Below are 21,342 nucleotides of genomic sequence, written 5' to 3' on the forward strand. Positions count from 1 at the left end.
ATGAAAACGATGGCTGAACCACAACCGCTGTTTGATTACGCAGGACATCTGCCGGAATGTCCGACCTGGAGTGACGCCGAGCAGGCGCTCTACTGGGCCGATATTCTGGAGTGCGAAATTCACCGTTACGGCATCCGCAGCGGCGAACATCAGGTTCTGCAGTTTCCCGAAGAAGTGGGCTGCTTTGCCCTGCGCGAGAAAGGGGGTTTTATTGTGGCGCTACGCAGCGCTATCTGGCTTACCGATGCCCATGGTCTGTTGCGACGCAAAATTTGTGATAATCCGAGCAACCCGCAGCTGGCACGCTTTAACGATGGCGGCACCGATCGCGACGGGCGTTTTTATGCCGGTACATTCTGGGGGCCAGGAGATTATAACGGCGCGCTGCTGATGCGCATCAACCACGATCTCACTCCGCGGGTGATTCAGTGCGATATCCATGGCGCCAACGGTCTGGCCTTTAGCGCAGACAAGCGTTGGATGTACACCTCGGATACGCCAAACGCGGTTATCTACCGCACTCCGCTGGATGAACAGGGCGAGCCCGGTAAACGCGAAGTCTTTCGGCGTTTTCAGCCTGGAGAGGGGATTCCAGACGGGGCGGCCGTGGATGAAGAGGGTTGCTACTGGAGCGCAATGTTTGATGGCTGGCGTGTTGCCCGTTTTTCACCGACCGGTGAACAGCTGGAAGAGCATCGATTACCGGTGCGCTGCCCGACAATGGTCTGTTTTGGCGGAGCGGATATGCGCACGTTATACATCACGACCACGCGCGAAAATATGTCTGCCGACGAAGTCCAGCAATATCCGCTTTCCGGCGCTATCTTCACCCTGCCGGTGACGGTGGCAGGGATGAAGAAACCCGTATTTACAGAGCGTTAGATAGGATCGACCGGCACGACGTTTTCGCCTGGGTAGCAACCCAGAACTTTCATGGAACGGGTAATCTCGGCCAGCTCTTTTAGTGCCTTACGCATAGGCATTGATTCCAGGTTGGCCTGGATATCCAGATAAAACATCTCTTCCCACGGGTTGCCGTGAATCGGACGAGATTCCAGCTTGGTCATGATCAGGTTGTGATTGCGCAACACCAGCAGCGCTTCAACCAGCGCACCGGCCTGTTGTCCGGTTGCCATGAGCAGCGTGGTTTTTGCCGGTACCTGTTCGGAAACATTCACCGCTTTACGTGCCAGCACCAGGAAACGGGTGATGTTTTGTGTCTGATTGGCCTGGCAATGTTCAAGAACCTGCAGGCCGTACAGCGCGCCACCGGCTTCGCTACCCAGCGCGGCGACGCCCGGTGAGTTTGCCTGAGCCACTTTTTCCATCGCTGCAGAGGTGCTTTCCGTGTATTCAATTTTCCAGTGCGGATAACGGCTCAGATACTGGCTGCACTGCTGGAACGGCTGCGGGTGGCTATATACGGTATGAATGTGCTGCGGATCGGTTGACGCCGAGACCAGAACGCAGTGATCGATTGGGATCGTGAGCTCACCGACGATCGACAGGCTGGTATGCTGCAGCAGATCGTAGACATCATTGATGCCACCGGAGCTGGTATTTTCGATAGGAACGACCGCGTAGTCGGCCTGGCCGGTTTCCACCTGGTTAAAGATATCGGCAAATTTTGCGCAGCCGCTCTCGATGAACTGTTCGAAATGGCGCGCCGCGTACTGGCGGGCGGCCAGATGTGAATATGACCCTTTTGGTCCCAGGAAAGCCACGCGCGCTGAATGCGGATTGATTTTATTCAGATGCTGCTGCAGCAGGGTTTGCTGGGTGAGAACGGAATCCTCGATAATCAGCTGAAACAGGCGGGTGATGTAGTGGGCATCCAGATGGTGGCTTTTCCCCAGCGTTATCAGACGCTCCAGCAGATCGCGCTCGCGGTCGATATCACGAACCGGACGGTGTGATGCCAGCTTCGCTTTACCGACCTCTACAGCCAGTCCGCGGCGTTCTGCCAGCAGCGCGAGCAGTTTTTCATCCAGTGCGCTGATCTTATCGCGCAGAGCCAGTAACGGGTTTTCCTCGGTCATATGTGTTGCCTTTCTTGTTATTGATTTATCAATAAAAAAGGCCTCCCGTTTGGGAGGCCTTGTTGTTCGTCTTCGCATTCTTTATCACACGACGAATCGCCTCCCGTTCAGGGGAAGGTAAAAAAGAATGCGAAGAAGAACGCTAGTCGTTTCACGATGAATTCCTTGGCTCAGTTGAGATTACAGTACCCGTACTGTTTTCATCCTGTCAATAAAAAACGCGCCCGAAGGCGCGTGGCGTTACACAATATTAAGTTAAGGATTACTCTTCTTCTTCCACAAAGCCTGCCTCTTTCACCGATGTTGCGGCACGGCGGGCTTCCCCTTTGTGTTGCACTTTATTCAGCTGCCGTTCCAGCTTGTTGATCAATTCGTTGATTGCGACGTACATATCTTCACTTCTTCCGCTGGCGACCAGATGCCCGTTTGGCGTATTAATGGTTGCATCAGCGACAAAACCCTGCGGCTCCTTAGAGAGAATGATGTGCGGGTTGATTAAGTGGGTTTGCCATTTATCCAATTTGGCGAGACGGTCTGCGACATGCTGGCGAATTGCCGGAGTAATTTCCATTTGTTTACTGGTAATGTTCATTGTCATAAATTTTACCTCTTGTCTTTCCCGTCTTGGTGAACCCAGCATACCTCTCCCAATGTCAAGATGTGTGATCTGCATCACATTTTAATGTCACTTTTTGTCAACGAATTCATTTTGTGAGGCAGGGCAGGAACAGGTGAGATTTTTCTTGTCGGAAAGGGGAAAGGGAGTCATATTTGATAGGATGACTCGGCGCTAAAACGCTTCAGCTCTGGCGCCTGAGCAATAAAAAACGGCAGCTCATGGCTGCCGTTTTGCTTATCTGAAAACGATCAGGTGTTTTTACCGTTAGCGGCGATAATTTTCGCCACCTTGTCTGCCTGAGCGTTCATTTGCATCTGGCGGTAGGCGTTTTCCATTTTCGGTAGCGCATCGCGAGTCGCCTGGGTATCCGGGTAGCTGCGCAGCATACCATCGACACGGTTCACGACGGCAACCCATGCGCCGCGGTCGGTGTAGTAATCAACCACTGACAGTTCGTACTTCGCCAGGCGATCCTTCAGGAACACCATACGTTTGTAGGCGTCGGTCGCATACTGGCTGTTCGGGTAGCCGCGTACCAGTTTGGAGAAGTCGTTGAAGGCATCGCGAGCGTGCTGTGGGTCGCGGTCGGAGCGATCGACCCCGAAGAATCCTTGCAGCGCACTGTCATCCAACGCCATATTTGTCAGACCACGCATATAAATGACGTAATCAATGTTAGGATGCGTAGGGTTCAGACGAACGAAGCGGTCGATGGCTGCCTGAGCCAGCGGCAGATCGGCATTTTTGTAATACGCATAAATCAGGTCCAGCTGTACCTGTTGGGAATAAGGACCGAACGGGTAGCGGTTATCCAACGCTTCCAGTTGCGTTATTGCCTGTTTCCAGTTACCGTCCTGCAGCTTTTGCTGGGCGGTCGCGTAGATTTCATTCGGCGGATTATCAGGCACCTCTTCCTTTGAGCCGGAGCAACCCACCAAAGCCAGGCTCAGTGTGGCCGCTGCCACCAGGTATTTCATGCGCGTCATGACGTTTTGACTTCCTCAAAATGTTTATGCGGGAGAATCTCTGTTCCTGCTCCCGATTAAGACCAGCTACAATAGCACACTATATTAAACGGCAAAGCCGTAAAACCCAACGTTAAACGAAGAAGCTGTATATGGCACAACGAGTACAACTCACCGCAACGGTGTCCGAAAATCAACTCGGTCAACGCTTAGATCAGGCTTTGGCCGAAATGTTCCCGGATTATTCGCGTTCGCGCATAAAAGAATGGATCCTCGACCAGCGAGTGCTGGTAAACGGCGCTGTCAGCGACAAGCCGAAAGAAAAAGTTTTAGGGGGAGAGAGCGTCTCCATCGATGTTGAAATCGAAGAAGACGTGCGCTTCGAGCCGCAGGATATTCCGCTCAATATCGTATACGAAGATGATGACATCCTCGTGATCAATAAACCGCGCGATCTGGTTGTTCACCCGGGCGCGGGCAATCCCGACGGTACTGTGCTGAATGCGCTGCTGCACTATTATCCGCCGATTGCCGACGTACCGCGCGCGGGTATTGTTCACCGTCTGGATAAAGATACGACCGGTCTGATGGTCGTAGCGAAAACCATCCCGGCGCAAACGCGTCTGGTGGAGTCGCTGCAGCTGCGTGAAATCACCCGTGAGTATGAAGCGGTGGCAATTGGTCACATGACATCGGGCGGGACGGTAGAAGAACCTATCAGCCGTCACCCGACGAAACGCACGCATATGGCGGTGCACCCGATGGGGAAACCGGCGGTAACGCATTACCGTATTATGGAGCACTTCCGTATTCACACGCGTCTGCGTCTGCGTCTGGAAACCGGCCGTACTCACCAGATTCGTGTGCATATGGCTCACATCACCCATCCGCTGGTGGGCGATCAGGTCTACGGCGGCCGTCCGCGTCCGCCGAAAGGTGCATCGGAAGCGTTTATCACCGCCCTGCGCAAGTTTGATCGTCAGGCACTGCACGCGACGATGTTACGTCTGTACCACCCGATCAGCGGCATCGAGATGGAATGGCATGCGCCGATTCCTCAGGATATGGTTGAGCTGATTGAGGCAATGCGTGCAGATTATGAAGATCACAAGGACGATATTGACTGGCTATGACTAAACTGATTGTACCGCAATGGCCTGTGCCGGAAGGCGTGGCGGCCTGTAGCTCCACGCGTATTGGCGGCGTCAGTCTGCCTCCGTACGATTCGCTCAATCTGGGCGCCCATTGCGGAGACAATCTGCAGCACGTGGAAGAAAACCGTCGGCGGATGTTTGCCGCAGGCGGGCTACCGTCCTTTCCGGTCTGGCTGGAGCAGGTTCATGGTACCGCGGTGCTCACGCTGGACGGCGGGCCATATGAGTCAAAACGGGCGGATGCGTCATACTGCAATACACCGGGCACGGTGTGTGCGGTGATGACGGCGGACTGCCTGCCGGTTCTTTTTTGTAATCGCGCAGGGACGGAAGTTGCCGCCGCTCATGCCGGCTGGCGCGGATTATGCGACGGTGTGCTGGAAGCTACGGTCGCATGTTTCGCCGATAAGCCGGAAAACATTCTGGCCTGGCTTGGCCCGGCGATCGGTCCCGAGGCTTTTGAAGTCGGTCCGGAAGTGCGGGATGCGTTTATAATCAAGGACGGGAAAGCGGAAGACGCTTTCCGCCCCGTCGGCGAAAAATATTTTGCTGATATCTATCGGCTGGCTCGTCAGCGCTTAGCCAATGTCGGCGTGACGCAGACCTTCGGTGGCGATCGCTGTACGCTAAGCGAAAAGGATGATTTTTTCTCTTATCGTCGCGATAAGATGACGGGTCGTATGGCGAGTTTTATCTGGTTGAGATAACCTGGCGAATCAAGACGGTCCAGAAGGCAAACTTATTTTTCGCATAGTTCAGGTCTTTAACCTTGAATAATTGAGGGATGACCTCATTTAATCTCCAGTAGCAAATTTGACCTGTTATGGGAGGAGTTATGCGTCTGGATCGTCTTACCAATAAATTCCAGCTTGCTCTTGCCGATGCCCAGTCGCTTGCACTCGGGCACGACAACCAATTCATCGAACCTCTTCATTTAATGAGCGCCTTGCTGAGTCAGGAAGGGGGATCGGTACGTCCTTTATTAACTTCTGCGGGCATTAACGCCGGAGAGTTAAGCACCAGTATTACTCAGGCGCTGAACCGTTTACCGCAGGTGGAAGGCACCGGTGGTGACGTACAGCCGTCCCAGGATTTGGTGCGTATTCTGAACCTTTGCGACAAGCTGGCGCAAAAGAGGAAGGACAATTTTATTTCGTCGGAACTCTTCGTTCTGGCGGCGCTTGAATCACGCGGTACGCTGACCGACCTTTTAAAATCCGCCGGAGCAACAACCGCCAACGTGACTCAGGCGATTGAACAAATGCGCGGAGGTGAAAGCGTGAACGATCAGGGTGCCGAAGACCAACGTCAGGCATTGAAGAAATTTACGGTCGATCTGACCGAACGGGCAGAACAAGGCAAACTGGATCCGGTCATTGGTCGTGACGAAGAGATTCGTCGTACGATCCAGGTTCTGCAGCGGCGGACTAAAAATAACCCGGTGCTGATTGGTGAGCCTGGCGTCGGTAAAACCGCCATTGTTGAAGGACTGGCACAGCGTATCGTCAACGGTGAAGTACCGGAAGGGCTGAAAGGTCGCCGGGTACTGGCGCTGGATATGGGGGCGCTGGTGGCCGGGGCGAAATATCGCGGCGAGTTCGAAGAGCGCCTGAAAGGGGTGCTGAACGATCTGGCGAAACAGGAAGGCAACGTCATTCTGTTTATTGACGAGCTGCACACCATGGTCGGGGCGGGGAAAGCGGACGGCGCGATGGATGCCGGTAATATGCTCAAACCTGCTTTGGCGCGCGGAGAGTTGCACTGCGTCGGCGCAACGACGCTCGATGAGTATCGTCAGTATATTGAAAAAGATGCTGCGCTGGAGCGTCGTTTCCAGAAAGTGTTTGTGGCTGAGCCAAGCGTTGAAGATACCATCGCGATCCTGCGTGGTCTGAAAGAGCGTTATGAGCTGCACCACCATGTACAGATCACTGACCCGGCGATCGTCGCAGCGGCAACCTTGTCGCATCGTTATATTGCTGACCGGCAGCTGCCGGATAAAGCTATTGACCTGATCGATGAAGCGGCATCCAGCATTCGTATGCAGATTGACTCGAAGCCGGAGGAGCTCGACCGACTCGACAGACGTATTATTCAGCTCAAGCTGGAACAGCAGGCGCTGAAGAAAGAAGCCGATGAGGCCAGTCTGAAACGTCTGGATATGTTGAATGAAGAGCTGGCAGATAAAGAACGTCAGTATTCCGTATTAGAAGAAGAGTGGAAGGCGGAGAAAGCCTCTCTTTCCGGTACGCAGACAATTAAAGCCGAACTGGAGCAGGCTAAAATTGCGATTGAGCAGGCGCGTCGCGTCGGCGATCTCGCGCGGATGTCCGAGTTACAGTACGGCAAAATCCCGGAGCTGGAAAAACAGCTGGCAGCGGCTACGCAGTCTGAAGGTAAAACGATGCGTCTGTTGCGTAATAAAGTGACGGATGCGGAAATTGCGGAAGTGCTGGCGCGCTGGACCGGTATTCCGGTCGCGCGAATGATGGAAGGCGAGCGTGAAAAACTGCTGCGTATGGAGCAGGAACTGCATAGCCGGGTGATTGGTCAGAACGAAGCGGTTGAAGCCGTATCCAATGCGATCCGTCGTAGCCGGGCCGGGCTGTCCGATCCTAACCGTCCAATTGGGTCGTTCCTGTTCCTTGGACCAACCGGTGTCGGTAAAACGGAGCTGTGCAAAACGCTGGCGAACTTTATGTTTGATAGCGATGATGCCATGGTGCGTATCGATATGTCTGAGTTTATGGAGAAACACTCCGTATCGCGTCTGGTCGGTGCGCCTCCGGGATATGTCGGTTATGAAGAGGGCGGGTACCTGACGGAAGCGGTACGTCGTCGTCCTTACTCTGTCATCCTGCTGGATGAAGTAGAAAAGGCTCATCCGGATGTGTTTAACATCCTGTTGCAGGTGCTGGATGACGGTCGTCTGACCGATGGGCAGGGGAGAACGGTCGATTTCCGTAATACGGTTGTGATTATGACCTCTAACCTTGGTTCAGATCTGATTCAGGAGCGTTTCGGCGAGCTGGATTACAGTCATATGAAAGATCTGATTCTGGGTGTGGTCAGTCAAAACTTCCGCCCGGAATTCATCAACCGTATCGATGAAGTCGTGGTCTTCCACCCGCTTGGTGAAAAACACATTGCTTCTATTGCTCAGATTCAGCTGCAGCGTCTGTACAAACGTCTGGAAGAACGTGGCTACGAAGTTCACATGTCCGATGAGGCGCTGAAGTTGCTGAGTGCGAATGGTTATGATCCGGTGTATGGCGCTCGTCCGTTAAAACGCGCTATCCAGCAGCAGATCGAAAACCCGCTGGCACAGCAAATTCTTTCCGGCGAGCTGATCCCCGGTAAAGAAGTTCAGCTGGTGGTGAAAGATGACCATATAGTGGCAGTGCAGTAAATCACAAAACGACAAAAACGGGCCCTCTGGGCTCGTTTTTGTTTAAAAACCAGGCAAGAATTAAAGTCCGGATGCGGTATTGTTTAATAAGTGAGCGAACGGAGCATTTATTTGAATTTAGACTTGCCACATCAGAATTACCCCCTATAATGCGCCTCCACTGACACGGAACAACGGCTTACAGGCCGCCGGGTTAGCGGGGTTCAGCGATGAACGCCGGCAGAGAAAAGCAAAAATAAATGCTTGACTCTGAATGAGGAAAACGTATTATACGGGACCTCGCGACAGAGCGCTCAGCGCCGTCGCACTGCTCTTTAACAATTTATCAGACAATCTGTGTGGGCACTCAAAGTGACATGGATTCTTAACGTCCTCGGACGAAAAATGAATACCAAGTCTCTGAGTGAACACGTAATTCATTACGAAGTTTAATTCACGAGCATCAAACTTAAATTGAAGAGTTTGATCATGGCTCAGATTGAACGCTGGCGGCAGGCCTAACACATGCAAGTCGAGCGGTAGCACAGAGAGCTTGCTCTCGGGTGACGAGCGGCGGACGGGTGAGTAATGTCTGGGAAACTGCCTGATGGAGGGGGATAACTACTGGAAACGGTAGCTAATACCGCATAACGTCGCAAGACCAAAGTGGGGGACCTTCGGGCCTCATGCCATCAGATGTGCCCAGATGGGATTAGCTAGTAGGTGGGGTAATGGCTCACCTAGGCGACGATCCCTAGCTGGTCTGAGAGGATGACCAGCCACACTGGAACTGAGACACGGTCCAGACTCCTACGGGAGGCAGCAGTGGGGAATATTGCACAATGGGCGCAAGCCTGATGCAGCCATGCCGCGTGTATGAAGAAGGCCTTCGGGTTGTAAAGTACTTTCAGCGAGGAGGAAGGCATTAAGGTTAATAACCTTGATGATTGACGTTACTCGCAGAAGAAGCACCGGCTAACTCCGTGCCAGCAGCCGCGGTAATACGGAGGGTGCAAGCGTTAATCGGAATTACTGGGCGTAAAGCGCACGCAGGCGGTCTGTCAAGTCGGATGTGAAATCCCCGGGCTCAACCTGGGAACTGCATCCGAAACTGGCAGGCTAGAGTCTTGTAGAGGGGGGTAGAATTCCAGGTGTAGCGGTGAAATGCGTAGAGATCTGGAGGAATACCGGTGGCGAAGGCGGCCCCCTGGACAAAGACTGACGCTCAGGTGCGAAAGCGTGGGGAGCAAACAGGATTAGATACCCTGGTAGTCCACGCTGTAAACGATGTCGACTTGGAGGTTGTTCCCTTGAGGAGTGGCTTCCGGAGCTAACGCGTTAAGTCGACCGCCTGGGGAGTACGGCCGCAAGGTTAAAACTCAAATGAATTGACGGGGGCCCGCACAAGCGGTGGAGCATGTGGTTTAATTCGATGCAACGCGAAGAACCTTACCTACTCTTGACATCCAGAGAACTTAGCAGAGATGCTTTGGTGCCTTCGGGAACTCTGAGACAGGTGCTGCATGGCTGTCGTCAGCTCGTGTTGTGAAATGTTGGGTTAAGTCCCGCAACGAGCGCAACCCTTATCCTTTGTTGCCAGCGATTCGGTCGGGAACTCAAAGGAGACTGCCAGTGATAAACTGGAGGAAGGTGGGGATGACGTCAAGTCATCATGGCCCTTACGAGTAGGGCTACACACGTGCTACAATGGCATATACAAAGAGAAGCGACCTCGCGAGAGCAAGCGGACCTCATAAAGTATGTCGTAGTCCGGATTGGAGTCTGCAACTCGACTCCATGAAGTCGGAATCGCTAGTAATCGTAGATCAGAATGCTACGGTGAATACGTTCCCGGGCCTTGTACACACCGCCCGTCACACCATGGGAGTGGGTTGCAAAAGAAGTAGGTAGCTTAACCTTCGGGAGGGCGCTTACCACTTTGTGATTCATGACTGGGGTGAAGTCGTAACAAGGTAACCGTAGGGGAACCTGCGGTTGGATCACCTCCTTACCTGAAAGAACCTGCCTTTGTAGTGCTCACACAGATTGTCTGATGAAAAGTAAATAGCAAGGCGTCTTGCGATTGAGACTTCAGTGTCCCCTTCGTCTAGAGGCCCAGGACACCGCCCTTTCACGGCGGTAACAGGGGTTCGAATCCCCTAGGGGACGCCACTTGCTGGTTCGTGAGTGAAAGTCGCCGACCTCTATATCTCAAAACTGATTCTCAGGAATCACGTTTGAGATATTTGCTCTTTAAAAATCTGGATCAAGCTGAAAATTGAAACGACACACTGTTTCCTTTCTCCGTAATAAGAAAGGAAAAGCGGTGTGTTCGAGTCTCTCAAATTTTCGCAACGCGGACTGTTTTACGAAACAGTTTCGGGTTGTGAGGTTAAGCGACTAAGCGTACACGGTGGATGCCCTGGCAGTCAGAGGCGATGAAGGACGTGCTAATCTGCGATAAGCGTCGGTAAGGTGATATGAACCGTTATAACCGGCGATTTCCGAATGGGGAAACCCAGTGCAATTCGTTGCACTATCGTTAAGTGAATACATAGCTTAACGAAGCGAACCGGGGGAACTGAAACATCTAAGTACCCCGAGGAAAAGAAATCAACCGAGATTCCCCCAGTAGCGGCGAGCGAACGGGGAGGAGCCCAGAGTCTGAATCAGCGCGTGTGTTAGTGGAACGGTCTGGAAAGTCCGGCGGTACAGGGTGATAGCCCCGTACACTAAAATGCACACGTTGTGAACTCGAAGAGTAGGGCGGGACACGTGGTATCCTGTCTGAATATGGGGGGACCATCCTCCAAGGCTAAATACTCCTGACTGACCGATAGTGAACCAGTACCGTGAGGGAAAGGCGAAAAGAACCCCGGCGAGGGGAGTGAAAAAGAACCTGAAACCGTGTACGTACAAGCAGTGGGAGCCTACTTGTTAGGTGACTGCGTACCTTTTGTATAATGGGTCAGCGACTTATATTCTGTAGCAAGGTTAACCGTATAGGGGAGCCGCAGGGAAACCGAGTCTTAACTGGGCGTTAAGTTGCAGGGTATAGACCCGAAACCCGGTGATCTAGCCATGGGCAGGTTGAAGGTTGGGTAACACTAACTGGAGGACCGAACCGACTAATGTTGAAAAATTAGCGGATGACTTGTGGCTGGGGGTGAAAGGCCAATCAAACCGGGAGATAGCTGGTTCTCCCCGAAAGCTATTTAGGTAGCGCCTCGTGAATTCATCTTCGGGGGTAGAGCACTGTTTCGGCTAGGGGGTCATCCCGACTTACCAACCCGATGCAAACTACGAATACCGAAGAATGTTATCACGGGAGACACACGGCGGGTGCTAACGTCCGTCGTGAAGAGGGAAACAACCCAGACCGCCAGCTAAGGTCCCAAAGTCATGGTTAAGTGGGAAACGATGTGGGAAGGCACAGACAGCCAGGATGTTGGCTTAGAAGCAGCCATCATTTAAAGAAAGCGTAATAGCTCACTGGTCGAGTCGGCCTGCGCGGAAGATGTAACGGGGCTAAACCATGCACCGAAGCTGCGGCAGCGACACTATGTGTTGTTGGGTAGGGGAGCGTTCTGTAAGCCGTTGAAGGTGGCCTGTGAGGGTTGCTGGAGGTATCAGAAGTGCGAATGCTGACATAAGTAACGATAAAGCGGGTGAAAAGCCCGCTCGCCGGAAGACCAAGGGTTCCTGTCCAACGTTAATCGGGGCAGGGTGAGTCGACCCCTAAGGCGAGGCCGAAAGGCGTAGTCGATGGGAAACAGGTTAATATTCCTGTACTCGGTGTTACTGCGAAGGGGGGACGGAGAAGGCTATGTTAGCCGGGCGACGGTTGTCCCGGTTTAAGCATGTAGGCGGAACGATTAGGTAAATCCGGTCGTTTATTCAACGCTGAGGTGTGACGACGAGGCACTACGGTGCTGAAGTAACAAATGCCCTGCTTCCAGGAAAAGCCTCTAAGCATCAGGTAACAACGAATCGTACCCCAAACCGACACAGGTGGTCAGGTAGAGAATACCAAGGCGCTTGAGAGAACTCGGGTGAAGGAACTAGGCAAAATGGTGCCGTAACTTCGGGAGAAGGCACGCTGATGGTAGGTGAAGCGACTTGCTCGTGGAGCTGAAATCAGTCGAAGATACCAGCTGGCTGCAACTGTTTATTAAAAACACAGCACTGTGCAAACACGAAAGTGGACGTATACGGTGTGACGCCTGCCCGGTGCCGGAAGGTTAATTGATGGGGTTATCCGTAAGGAGAAGCTCTTGATCGAAGCCCCGGTAAACGGCGGCCGTAACTATAACGGTCCTAAGGTAGCGAAATTCCTTGTCGGGTAAGTTCCGACCTGCACGAATGGCGTAATGATGGCCAGGCTGTCTCCACCCGAGACTCAGTGAAATTGAACTCGCTGTGAAGATGCAGTGTACCCGCGGCAAGACGGAAAGACCCCGTGAACCTTTACTATAGCTTGACACTGAACATTGAGCCTTGATGTGTAGGATAGGTGGGAGGCTTTGAAGCGTGGACGCCAGTCTGCGTGGAGCCAACCTTGAAATACCACCCTTTAATGTTTGATGTTCTAACGTAGACCCGTGATCCGGGTTGCGGACAGTGTCTGGTGGGTAGTTTGACTGGGGCGGTCTCCTCCCAAAGAGTAACGGAGGAGCACGAAGGTTAGCTAATCCTGGTCGGACATCAGGAGGTTAGTGCAATGGCATAAGCTAGCTTGACTGCGAGCGTGACGGCGCGAGCAGGTGCGAAAGCAGGTCATAGTGATCCGGTGGTTCTGAATGGAAGGGCCATCGCTCAACGGATAAAAGGTACTCCGGGGATAACAGGCTGATACCGCCCAAGAGTTCATATCGACGGCGGTGTTTGGCACCTCGATGTCGGCTCATCACATCCTGGGGCTGAAGTAGGTCCCAAGGGTATGGCTGTTCGCCATTTAAAGTGGTACGCGAGCTGGGTTTAGAACGTCGTGAGACAGTTCGGTCCCTATCTGCCGTGGGCGCTGGAGAATTGAGGGGGGCTGCTCCTAGTACGAGAGGACCGGAGTGGACGCATCACTGGTGTTCGGGTTGTCATGCCAATGGCATTGCCCGGTAGCTAAATGCGGAAAAGATAAGTGCTGAAAGCATCTAAGCACGAAACTTGCCCCGAGATGAGTTCTCCCTGACTCCTTGAGAGTCCTGAAGGAACGTTGAAGACGACGACGTTGATAGGTCGGGTGTGTAAGCGTAGCGATACGTTGAGCTAACCGATACTAATGAACCGTGAGGCTTAACCTTACAACGCCGAAGCTGTTTTGGCGAAGAGACGAAATGTTCAGCTTGATTACAGATTAAATCATCACGCAGGAATGCGGGGTGAAAACAGAATTTGCCTGGCGGCGATAGCGCGGTGGTCCCACCTGACCCCATGCCGAACTCAGAAGTGAAACGCCGTAGCGCCGATGGTAGTGTGGGGTCTCCCCATGTGAGAGTAGGGAACTGCCAGGCATCAAATAGAACAAAAGGCTCAGTCGAAAGACTGGGCCTTTTGTTTTATCTGTTGTTTGTCGGAGAGTGACTCTTTGAGCAGGACAAATTCGCCGGGAGCGGATTTGAACGTTGCGAAGCAACGGCCCGAAGGGTGGCGGGCAGGAAAGCCCGCCATAAACGGCCAGGCATCAAATCAGTCAGAAGCCCGTCCTCACGGACGGGCTTTTTGCGTTTTTGTCCCGATACAAAGCGTTCGGACTGCTAAGCAGCAATCTATCTGTTTGTTCAGACAACATAAAAGCCTGCCGTAGCCCCCTCATCACCATATTTCACTTTATCCCCGTTCAGGCTTTATCGTTAATCCCGAAAACCACGCGACGAAAAAAAATGTGAGTTTAATCACATATAAATAAATAACAATTATATAACATTTGGTTTACTAATTGATTTGTCTCAGTGACGTGGCACGCCCGATAAGACAGATTGCAGTCTTTGCTGGAGCAGGATGACAATGGCAGAAAGCAGTATTAATGAACGGGGAACGCTGGAGCAAAGCGATACCCGCCGCCGCATATGGGCGATTGTAGGCGCATCTTCGGGGAATCTGGTTGAATGGTTTGATTTTTATGTCTATTCATTCTGCTCTCTCTATTTTGCACATATCTTTTTTCCTTCCGGAAACACCACCACTCAGTTACTACAAACTGCCGGGGTTTTTGCCGCCGGGTTCCTGATGCGCCCGATTGGCGGCTGGCTGTTTGGTCGTATTGCCGATCGCCGCGGACGTAAAGCCTCTATGCTCATTTCCGTATGCATGATGTGCATGGGCTCGCTGGTGATTGCCTGTCTGCCCGGCTATGCAACGATTGGCACATGGGCACCAGCATTATTACTTCTGGCGCGCCTGTTTCAGGGGATATCCGTCGGGGGGGAGTACGGTACCAGTGCAACCTATATGAGTGAGGTTGCCGTAGAAGGCAAGAAAGGCTTCTACGCATCATTCCAGTACGTGACGCTCATCGGTGGTCAGCTTCTGGCGGTGCTTGTGGTGGTGGCCCTACAGCAAATTCTTAGCGATGAGCAGCTGCACGCCTGGGGATGGCGGATACCGTTTGCGCTTGGGGCGGTACTTGCTGTAGTGGCCCTGTGGCTACGTCGCCAGCTGGATGAAACATCTAAGCAGGAGACGCGGGCATTAAAAGAGGCCGGCTCGTTCAAGGGGTTATGGCGCAATCGGAAAGCATTTCTGATGGTCCTGGGTTTCACCGCCGCCGGGTCGTTAAGCTTTTATACCTTCACGACCTATATGCAGAAATACCTGGTCAATACGGCGGGCATGAGCGCCGGTACAGCCAGTGTGATTATGACCGCGGCACTGTTTGTCTATATGCTGGCCCAACCGTTATTTGGCGCGCTATCGGACAAAATAGGTCGCCGGACATCAATGCTCTGTTTTGGCTCATTAGCGACGCTCTTTACCGTGCCGATCCTGAGTGCACTGCAGGGCGTAACCTCACCCTACGCCGCATTTGGATTGGTTATCTGCGCGTTGATGATCGTGAGTTTCTATACCTCGATCAGCGGTATTCTGAAGGCGGAGATGTTCCCGGCTCAGGTACGCGCCCTGGGCGTTGGCCTGTCGTATGCGGTGGCAAATGCTCTGTTTGGCGGCTCGGCTGAATATGTCGCCCTGTCGCTAAAATCGGTCGGCGTTGAGCATGTCTTTTACTGGTACGTTACCGTGATGAGCGCGATTGCGTTTTTGGTCTCTCTGATGCTGCATCGTAAGGGCAAGGGATTACGACTTTAGGTCTACTGGTGCGCCAGCTGCCACACGGCATAACCCGTCGTGGCGCCGGCCACATCCCACGCGAAATCCTTCCAGCTCCAGCCGCTTCCTGCCGGACGGCTGTCCCAGAGTTCTTTCGAAGCCCCCAGACTGACGGAAAACATCAGGCCAATGGCCGCGCTTCGATCGCGACTGTAGCCCTGATGCTGGGCATATTCGTTACCGGCCGCCGAGAGCATTGCCGAGGCCAGAAAATGCTGGGCCTTATCCTGACCGCTCCATGAATCATGTGCCATATGGCTACAGCCGGTGAGTAGCAACGGGGCCATAATGATAAAAGTGCGCATACACATTCCAGAAAAAAGCCCCGGCGATACGGGGCAGATATTCAGAGAATACGGCTGATCAAGCGGTCGATACGGATGCGCCTCAGGCGGCGAATCAGTTTGCGTACCTTGACCGGGTAATCCGCAATGCTTTGCAGATCGCGATAGTGTTTAACGACCGTCGTGTGCTGACGAATCAGATGCAGCTCTTTTTCACGCATCGCGCCGAGCTGATGCTGCGGATCGTGAATCAGAATCGCATTTTCCAGATCCAGGCGCCAGGCGCGCGGATTGAGGTTATTACCGGTGAGCAGCATCCACTCATCATCAACCCACATTCCCTTAAGGTGATAGCTGTTGTCGTCATCTTTCCACAGACGAACAATCAACTGGTCAGTATTAACATAATACTGCAGTCGGCTGAGGAAGCGGCGGAGGTTGATTTCATACAGATAGGGGAGTGCGCCGATAATCTTAAACGGCTGATCTTCAGGAATATAGAAGTCATTCGCTGTTTTATCGCCAACGATAATCTCTACCTGTTTCCCGCTACGCAGTAGCTGAATGATGTTACGCACCAGAAGAGCCGGAAGGTTGAAATAGGGCGTACAAATCGTCAGCTTACGCTCAGCGCAGGGCATCAGGTGGAAGATGGTTTTATTCAGCAGGCTCGATTTGCCCAGGCCGACCAGCGGCGTGACCGACAGCCGATCGTCATCCGCATTGCCAGAGAAATGATAGCCGCTGTCACGCAGTTCCTGGCGGTACTGGCGGATATCGTTTTTGATTTCCGGGCTTTTCGGGCGATCGGCGCTGTCGAGACGGTTTACGCCGCGGCCTTCAACCAGATTGTGTTCGACCCAATCGAACATCACATCGGCCATTTTGCCATTGCGAATACACTGATAGCGGTCGTAACGATACTTATCATGCTGATGCAGATAGACATCGTTCAGGCTTGCGCCGCTGTACAGGACGCAATCATCGATAATAAAACCTTTGAAGTGCAGCACGCCGAGGGCTTCCCGGGTATTGACCGGCACGCCATAAACCGGGATATCGACGCCGGGGTTTTCCTGCGCCATGCGGCAGTACCAGTCGGCATTCGTGTTCGCTGCCGCTGCGCCAATACGTCCACGCTGGGCGCGATGCCAGTCAACCAGAACGCGAACATCTAGCTCCGGACGCTGACGCTTGGCATCGTAAAGTGCCTGCAGAATTCCTTTGCCGCCATCATCCTGCTCCAGATAGAGCGCAACAATACAAATACGCTGGGTGGCGTGGGCTATCTTTGCCAGTAACGCTTGCCGAAAATCCGCAGGAGCGTAAAAGAACTCGATATCATCAACTGACTGAGAAAGCTTAGGGAGTTGGGCAAGGTGTTGTTGATGTTTATTACGCTTAAATTTTGACAACATCACAGTGCGTTTCTTCTCTGTTTATTGAAGGGTCTTCTGTACCATGCAGACGACGTAAGCGGGCAATAATAACATTACTGTTCGCGAATGTGGTCAACAATTGCGGTCGCCAGTTTATGATTGTTGTGGTGCCAGTTGCAGGGACAAACTCACAATCCCGTCCTCCAGCTGAATATCAACCGCGAACCCCAGCTTCCTGGCAAGGCCGATCATGCCTCTGTTATTGGGCATGGTGATGCCATTTAGCCGCTGCAGACCGTGGCTTTGGGTGTAGGCAATCAGCTTTTCCAGCAGCCGCCGGCCTAAACCTAACCCCTTCAGATCGGAACGAACCAGTACGGCAAATTCCGCATCAATGTTATCAGGATCGGAGATGGCTCGCGTTACGCCCAGGATCTCATTGCCTTCGGCGCTGGTGCGTACGGCAACAAACGCCATTTCTCGATCGTAGTCGATCTGCGTCATATTGGCTAAGTCATCGTGAGTAAATTCATTGATTTCGCTGAAATAACGATAGTACAGATCTTCTTTCGTTACCTGACCGATAAAGGCCAGAAGCAGCGGCTCATCTTCCGGCAGGATCGGGCGAAACAGACAGCGCTCGCCATTTTTCATCACCACCCACTCTTCCTGCTGCTGCGGATAAGGGCGGATGGCCAGCCGGCTTTCGCTGTCGCCGCTAAACGGCGCAAGGGCCAGCGTGACGTCAAGCGCGGTGAACTCGTTACCCGAAGCGAGCAGCGGGTGAATATCCAGCCGCTGGATCTCCGGACAATCGACGATGAGATTCGATACCTGGACCAGAAGTTGGCTCAGGCCAGACACATCCAGCGGGCGCAGCGCGCTGCGGCCACGGATCTTCTTACTTTTGATCGCCTGGATCACCAGGTATCGGGCCAGATTCATATTTAACGGCGGGAGGGCGACGGCGGCCTGATCTTCCGCACGCCATTCGACGCCACCTTCGCCCAGCATAATCAGCGGGCCGAACACCGGATCGTGCTCAACGACGACCCGCAGCTCCTGCGCGCCGGCGCGGTTGGCCATACTTTGTACCAGCAGACCGTGAATACGTGCCTGGGGCCAGGCCATTTTCACGCGGTCGAAAATAGCATCCGCCGCCTGCTGCACTTCCGTGGCGGTACGCAAATAGAGCATCACGCCCTGAACTTCCGATTTGTGCGGAATATCCGGCGAGCGCAGTTTCAGCGCCACCGGGTAGCCAATTTGTTCGGCGATGTGCACCGCTTCGGCGCTGTCGGCGGCAATCCATGTCGGTAAGGTGTGGATCCCGTAAGCGTGCAATACCGGGCTCACTTCATGGGTGTCTAACGAACGGGCGCCTTCGCGAATCGCTTGCTGCAACAACATATGGGCTTCTGCGCTATTGGCGGTCACCGTATCCGACAGAACCGGCGTCTCCCGGAGCTGTTTTTGGTTACGTCGGTACTCCACCATATGCATAAAAGCGGTAATGGTTCCTTCCGGCGTGCGGTAGGTTGGCAAGCCAGCATCGCTGAACAGGCGGCGGGCTTCCTGAGAAGAGTATTCACCACACCAGTTCGTTAGTACCGTGACATATTTACCGCGCGGATGTTGTTTCAGCGCGTCGATCAGGGCGAGGGCGCTTTCGGTTCCCGGGGCGGCGGCGCTGGGGGAATGAATCACCAACAGGGCGTCGTAATCCTGGCTATCCAGCAGAACGTTCAGCGCCTTGAGATAGTGTTCGCTGCTGGCATCGTCACGGAGATCCAGCGGGTTAGCGATGCCGATACCGCCCGGCAGCGCCTGGCGTAGTTTTTCACAGGTCTCTTCGCCGAGAGTGGCAAGCTTGCCGTTTCGTAGCCACAGTTCATCCAGCGCCAGCGCCGCAGGAGCGGCACCGTTGCTGATGATCATCAGTTTCTCACCGCGCAGCGGGCGCATATGGCTGAGGGTTTCAACCGCCGAGAAGAGCTCATGAGTATCCTGCACGCGCAGTAAGCCCGCTCGCTGAATCGCGGCGTCCCAGGCCGGATCCATACCCGAATTGACGTGGAGCAGCTTTTGCGCGGCTGGACTGCGGCCGCTTTTGATCACCAGGATCGGTTTATTACGCGATGCACTGCGCGCCGCGGACACGAAGCGTCGGGCGTCACTCAGGTGTTCAAGGTAGAGCAGAATGGCGCTGGTTTTACTGTCGCGGGCAAGGAAGTCGAGGAGGTCGTCGACATCAATATCCAGGCTATCCCCAAGCGCAATAAAGTAAGAGAAGCCCATTTCGCGCTGCTGCGCCCAGTCAAGAATGGTATTGGAAACCGCTGCGGACTGGGAGATAAACGCCAGCTTGCCGCGATGAATCGGTACCGGCGAAAAGCTGGCATTCAGCCCCTGCCAGGGCGCAAGCAGGCCCAGACTGTTGGGGCCAAGCAGACGCATTTGATAGCGTGCGGCGCATTCGAGCAGCACGGGATATTGTTCCGGCGGGGAGGAGAGAATAATGCAGGTCTTGCACCCCTTTTGCCCCAGCGCGTCCAGCAGCTCGGGGTTTCGCCGGGCGTTGGTACAAAGCACGGCCAGGTCCGGGGTGAATGGCAGGCTGTCGATGGTTGGCCAGGCCAGTACGCCCAGAACGGCCTTCCAGGCCGGGGTGACGGGCAGGACCGGGCCGTTGAATCCCCCGGCCAGCAGGTTACGCATCATCAGATAACCGGCGCGCTGTGGTTTCATTGATGCGCCAATAACGGCGATCGACTTCGGCCGCAGCAGTGCTTCCAGGCCTCGTTGGCTCATACCGGTCTCCTTTGATCCCCAGTGACCGAATGATTTTAAACGCTTTCTGCCATTTGTGCTGTGATGCTGCCCTTATGCTGCGTTTTTCCCGCCAGATAGCGGGTACGGAACAGACTAAAATGATCGCCAAGTGCGCGGGCGGCTTTCCGATCGTCGGCAAGATCCAGCAGCGCAATGGCCACTTCCGCGGTGCAATACTGCCCCTCGGCATGCGCTTCTCTCAGGTGATAGGCCGAAATACGTGACAGATCGACAGAGATGACCGGCAGCGCGTCAAGATACGGGCTTTTACGAAACATTTTGCGCGCTTCCGTCCAGGTTCCGTCAAGCATGATAAACAGCGGCGGTTTCCCCGCCGGCGGGGCGCTCAGCACCTGGCGTTCCGCCCCGGCGTAAGAGGCCGGGAAGACCACCATTGGCTGGTAATCCGGGTTGGCGACCAGATCGAGTAACGCCTGCGGCGGCTCGGTTCGTGACCATTGAAAGGCTTCCGTATCCGGCAGAATGTCGGCAATAAGACGCCCGGTATTGCTTGGCTTCATCGGCTCGGTATCGAACATCACCAGGCAGAAACGACTGGCGGCCGTTGTTGGCGCCAGGGTTGCGCACAGGCACTGCTTCAGCGGTAACAGACAGCGTTGGCAGCGATGGACCCGGTTACCGCGCGCGAGAAAAGGCCGGGTCGCGCGAGCGAGACGTTCGGCGCGAAGGCGAAGGACGGCGTTATCAATCATAAAGTGTCGCTAAGAAAAAACGCCATTGTCGCAGAGGTGAAAAAGGGGCACAAGCTGTGCCCCGGTAGGTTTACTGCGCGTTGGCTTCATTAAGCCAGCTGTCGAACGGCGCTTTTGGTACCGCGCCGTTAAGCATGTCGATGACTTCGCCCTTTTTAAAGATCATAATGGTCGGAATACTGCGGATGCGGAAACGCGCGCTCAGCTCGCGTTCAGCTTCGGTGTTCACTTTTACGAAGCGCATCTGGCCGCTGCGTTCTTCCGCGACGTCTTCAAAGATCGGCGCAAAATTACGGCAAGGACCGCACCATGGCGCCCAGAAATCGACAACAACGGGCAGATCGTCCTTCAGTAGTTTATCCAGCGTTGCCCCGGTCGCGTTGATGACGTCGCCGTCAAAAAGATCGTGGCCGCAGCGTCCGCATTTAGCGCCATCGGCACTACGATCGTCGGGGATGCGGTTCAGAGCCTGACAACTGGCACAAACGGTATTCATAACTAACCTCTGGTTATGGGTTGCAACGTGGCACGTGGCCGATTTGTTTCTTTAATGTTACATATTATCGATTAGCAGCGATTAAACAACAATGCGTTTTGTTCGATGAATACGATAGACCCTATCTTTTAAACGAAATCATGGCGCAGCGGT

14 protein-coding genes, 1 tRNA gene, 3 rRNA genes and 1 other annotated feature are annotated in these 21,342 nt (G+C 53.8%); of the genes, 9 read left to right on the forward strand and 9 right to left on the reverse strand.

What is annotated here, in order from left to right; all coding sequences use genetic code 11:
- Window positions 1–9 precede the first annotated feature (9 nt).
- Window positions 10–882 (forward strand): SMP-30/gluconolactonase/LRE family protein, encoded by an 873-nt coding sequence (locus DSD31_RS06235; RefSeq protein WP_086817519.1) that lies wholly within the window; start codon window positions 10–12, stop codon window positions 880–882.
- On the opposite strand, the gene pheA is transcribed toward DSD31_RS06235, so the two are convergent.
- From pheA to bamD, 4 genes are all read right to left on the reverse strand, one after another.
- Window positions 879–2,039, reverse strand: a complete 1,161-nt coding sequence (gene pheA, locus DSD31_RS06240) for a bifunctional chorismate mutase/prephenate dehydratase (protein WP_064356760.1) — start codon at window positions 2,037–2,039, stop codon at window positions 879–881. The two genes, DSD31_RS06235 and pheA, sit on opposite strands and share 4 nt — an antisense overlap.
- Before the next feature lie 31 nt (window positions 2,040–2,070).
- Window positions 2,071–2,195: a sequence feature (Phe leader region), on the reverse strand.
- On the reverse strand, window positions 2,147–2,194 hold the full coding sequence (gene pheL, locus DSD31_RS26315; RefSeq protein ID WP_193312497.1) for a pheA operon leader peptide PheL: 48 nt from the start codon (window positions 2,192–2,194) through the stop codon (window positions 2,147–2,149). (Overlaps the previous feature by 48 nt.)
- A gap of 106 nt (window positions 2,196–2,301) precedes the next feature.
- Window positions 2,302–2,637 carry a ribosome-associated translation inhibitor RaiA gene (gene raiA / locus DSD31_RS06245; protein ID WP_004866516.1) on the reverse strand — a complete coding sequence of 112 codons (336 nt, stop codon included), beginning with the start codon at window positions 2,635–2,637 and terminating at the stop codon, window positions 2,302–2,304.
- 269 nt (window positions 2,638–2,906) lie between these two features.
- Entirely contained in the window at window positions 2,907–3,644 is a 738-nt protein-coding gene (gene bamD / locus DSD31_RS06250) for an outer membrane protein assembly factor BamD (protein ID WP_004866513.1), read from the reverse strand.
- 131 nt (window positions 3,645–3,775) lie between these two features.
- Between bamD and rluD the strand changes: the two genes are divergently transcribed.
- From rluD to DSD31_RS06290, 8 genes are all read left to right on the forward strand, one after another.
- Entirely contained in the window at window positions 3,776–4,756 is a 981-nt protein-coding gene (gene rluD / locus DSD31_RS06255) for a 23S rRNA pseudouridine(1911/1915/1917) synthase RluD (protein ID WP_004866507.1), read from the forward strand.
- A complete protein-coding gene (yfiH, locus tag DSD31_RS06260) occupies window positions 4,753–5,484 on the forward strand; it encodes a purine nucleoside phosphorylase YfiH (RefSeq protein WP_113990903.1) in 732 nt (243 codons plus the stop codon). Before rluD ends, yfiH begins: the two co-directional genes overlap by 4 nt.
- A gap of 128 nt (window positions 5,485–5,612) precedes the next feature.
- Window positions 5,613–8,186: an ATP-dependent chaperone ClpB gene (gene clpB / locus DSD31_RS06265; protein WP_113990904.1), complete on the forward strand. Its 2,574-nt coding sequence runs from the start codon at window positions 5,613–5,615 to the stop codon at window positions 8,184–8,186.
- Window positions 8,187–8,636: 450 nt separating this feature from the next.
- A 16S ribosomal RNA gene (locus DSD31_RS06270) occupies window positions 8,637–10,176 on the forward strand.
- Window positions 10,177–10,261: 85 nt separating this feature from the next.
- Window positions 10,262–10,337: transfer RNA gene (locus DSD31_RS06275), tRNA-Glu, on the forward strand.
- Between the two features lie 218 nt (window positions 10,338–10,555).
- A 23S ribosomal RNA gene (locus DSD31_RS06280) occupies window positions 10,556–13,462 on the forward strand.
- 94 nt (window positions 13,463–13,556) lie between these two features.
- A 5S ribosomal RNA gene (rrf, locus tag DSD31_RS06285) occupies window positions 13,557–13,672 on the forward strand.
- The 16S, 23S and 5S rRNA genes sit together here with 1 tRNA gene alongside, the layout of an rRNA operon.
- A gap of 493 nt (window positions 13,673–14,165) precedes the next feature.
- Window positions 14,166–15,464, forward strand: a complete 1,299-nt coding sequence (locus tag DSD31_RS06290) for an MFS transporter (RefSeq protein WP_004866498.1) — start codon at window positions 14,166–14,168, stop codon at window positions 15,462–15,464.
- Window positions 15,465–15,466: 2 nt separating this feature from the next.
- On the opposite strand, the gene DSD31_RS06295 is transcribed toward DSD31_RS06290, so the two are convergent.
- From DSD31_RS06295 to trxC, 5 genes are all read right to left on the reverse strand, one after another.
- Window positions 15,467–15,790, reverse strand: coding sequence for a YfiM family lipoprotein (locus DSD31_RS06295; RefSeq protein ID WP_015583686.1), 324 nt, complete (start codon window positions 15,788–15,790; stop codon window positions 15,467–15,469).
- Between the two features lie 41 nt (window positions 15,791–15,831).
- On the reverse strand, window positions 15,832–17,187 hold the full coding sequence (gene pssA / locus DSD31_RS06300) for a CDP-diacylglycerol--serine O-phosphatidyltransferase (RefSeq protein WP_064356763.1): 1,356 nt from the start codon (window positions 17,185–17,187) through the stop codon (window positions 15,832–15,834).
- 114 nt (window positions 17,188–17,301) lie between these two features.
- Window positions 17,302–19,959 carry a bifunctional acetate--CoA ligase family protein/GNAT family N-acetyltransferase gene (locus DSD31_RS06305; protein WP_015583688.1) on the reverse strand — a complete coding sequence of 886 codons (2,658 nt, stop codon included), beginning with the start codon at window positions 19,957–19,959 and terminating at the stop codon, window positions 17,302–17,304.
- Window positions 19,960–19,994: 35 nt separating this feature from the next.
- On the reverse strand, window positions 19,995–20,693 hold the full coding sequence (gene tapT / locus DSD31_RS06310; protein ID WP_004866485.1) for a tRNA-uridine aminocarboxypropyltransferase: 699 nt from the start codon (window positions 20,691–20,693) through the stop codon (window positions 19,995–19,997).
- A 70-nt stretch (window positions 20,694–20,763) separates the two neighbouring features.
- Window positions 20,764–21,189 (reverse strand): thioredoxin TrxC, encoded by a 426-nt coding sequence (gene trxC / locus DSD31_RS06315; protein WP_004866483.1) that lies wholly within the window; start codon window positions 21,187–21,189, stop codon window positions 20,764–20,766.
- Window positions 21,190–21,342: the final 153 nt, after the last annotated feature.

Origin of the sequence: Klebsiella sp. X13 (assembly GCF_003323835.1) — a bacterium.
Classification (GTDB): Bacteria; Pseudomonadota; Gammaproteobacteria; order Enterobacterales; family Enterobacteriaceae; genus Klebsiella; species Klebsiella ornithinolytica.

Coding starts and splice junctions, on each gene's coding strand:
- DSD31_RS06235 (WP_086817519.1), top strand. CDS start 10: ATGGCTGAACCACAACCGCTGTTTGATTACGCAGGACATCTGCCGGAA.
- pheA (WP_064356760.1), bottom strand. CDS start 2,039: ATGACCGAGGAAAACCCGTTACTGGCTCTGCGCGATAAGATCAGCGCA.
- raiA (WP_004866516.1), bottom strand. CDS start 2,637: ATGACAATGAACATTACCAGTAAACAAATGGAAATTACTCCGGCAATT.
- bamD (WP_004866513.1), bottom strand. CDS start 3,644: ATGACGCGCATGAAATACCTGGTGGCAGCGGCCACACTGAGCCTGGCT.
- rluD (WP_004866507.1), top strand. CDS start 3,776: ATGGCACAACGAGTACAACTCACCGCAACGGTGTCCGAAAATCAACTC.
- yfiH (WP_113990903.1), top strand. CDS start 4,753: ATGACTAAACTGATTGTACCGCAATGGCCTGTGCCGGAAGGCGTGGCG.
- clpB (WP_113990904.1), top strand. CDS start 5,613: ATGCGTCTGGATCGTCTTACCAATAAATTCCAGCTTGCTCTTGCCGAT.
- DSD31_RS06290 (WP_004866498.1), top strand. CDS start 14,166: ATGGCAGAAAGCAGTATTAATGAACGGGGAACGCTGGAGCAAAGCGAT.
- DSD31_RS06295 (WP_015583686.1), bottom strand. CDS start 15,790: ATGCGCACTTTTATCATTATGGCCCCGTTGCTACTCACCGGCTGTAGC.
- pssA (WP_064356763.1), bottom strand. CDS start 17,187: ATGTTGTCAAAATTTAAGCGTAATAAACATCAACAACACCTTGCCCAA.
- DSD31_RS06305 (WP_015583688.1), bottom strand. CDS start 19,959: ATGAGCCAACGAGGCCTGGAAGCACTGCTGCGGCCGAAGTCGATCGCC.
- tapT (WP_004866485.1), bottom strand. CDS start 20,693: ATGATTGATAACGCCGTCCTTCGCCTTCGCGCCGAACGTCTCGCTCGC.
- trxC (WP_004866483.1), bottom strand. CDS start 21,189: ATGAATACCGTTTGTGCCAGTTGTCAGGCTCTGAACCGCATCCCCGAC.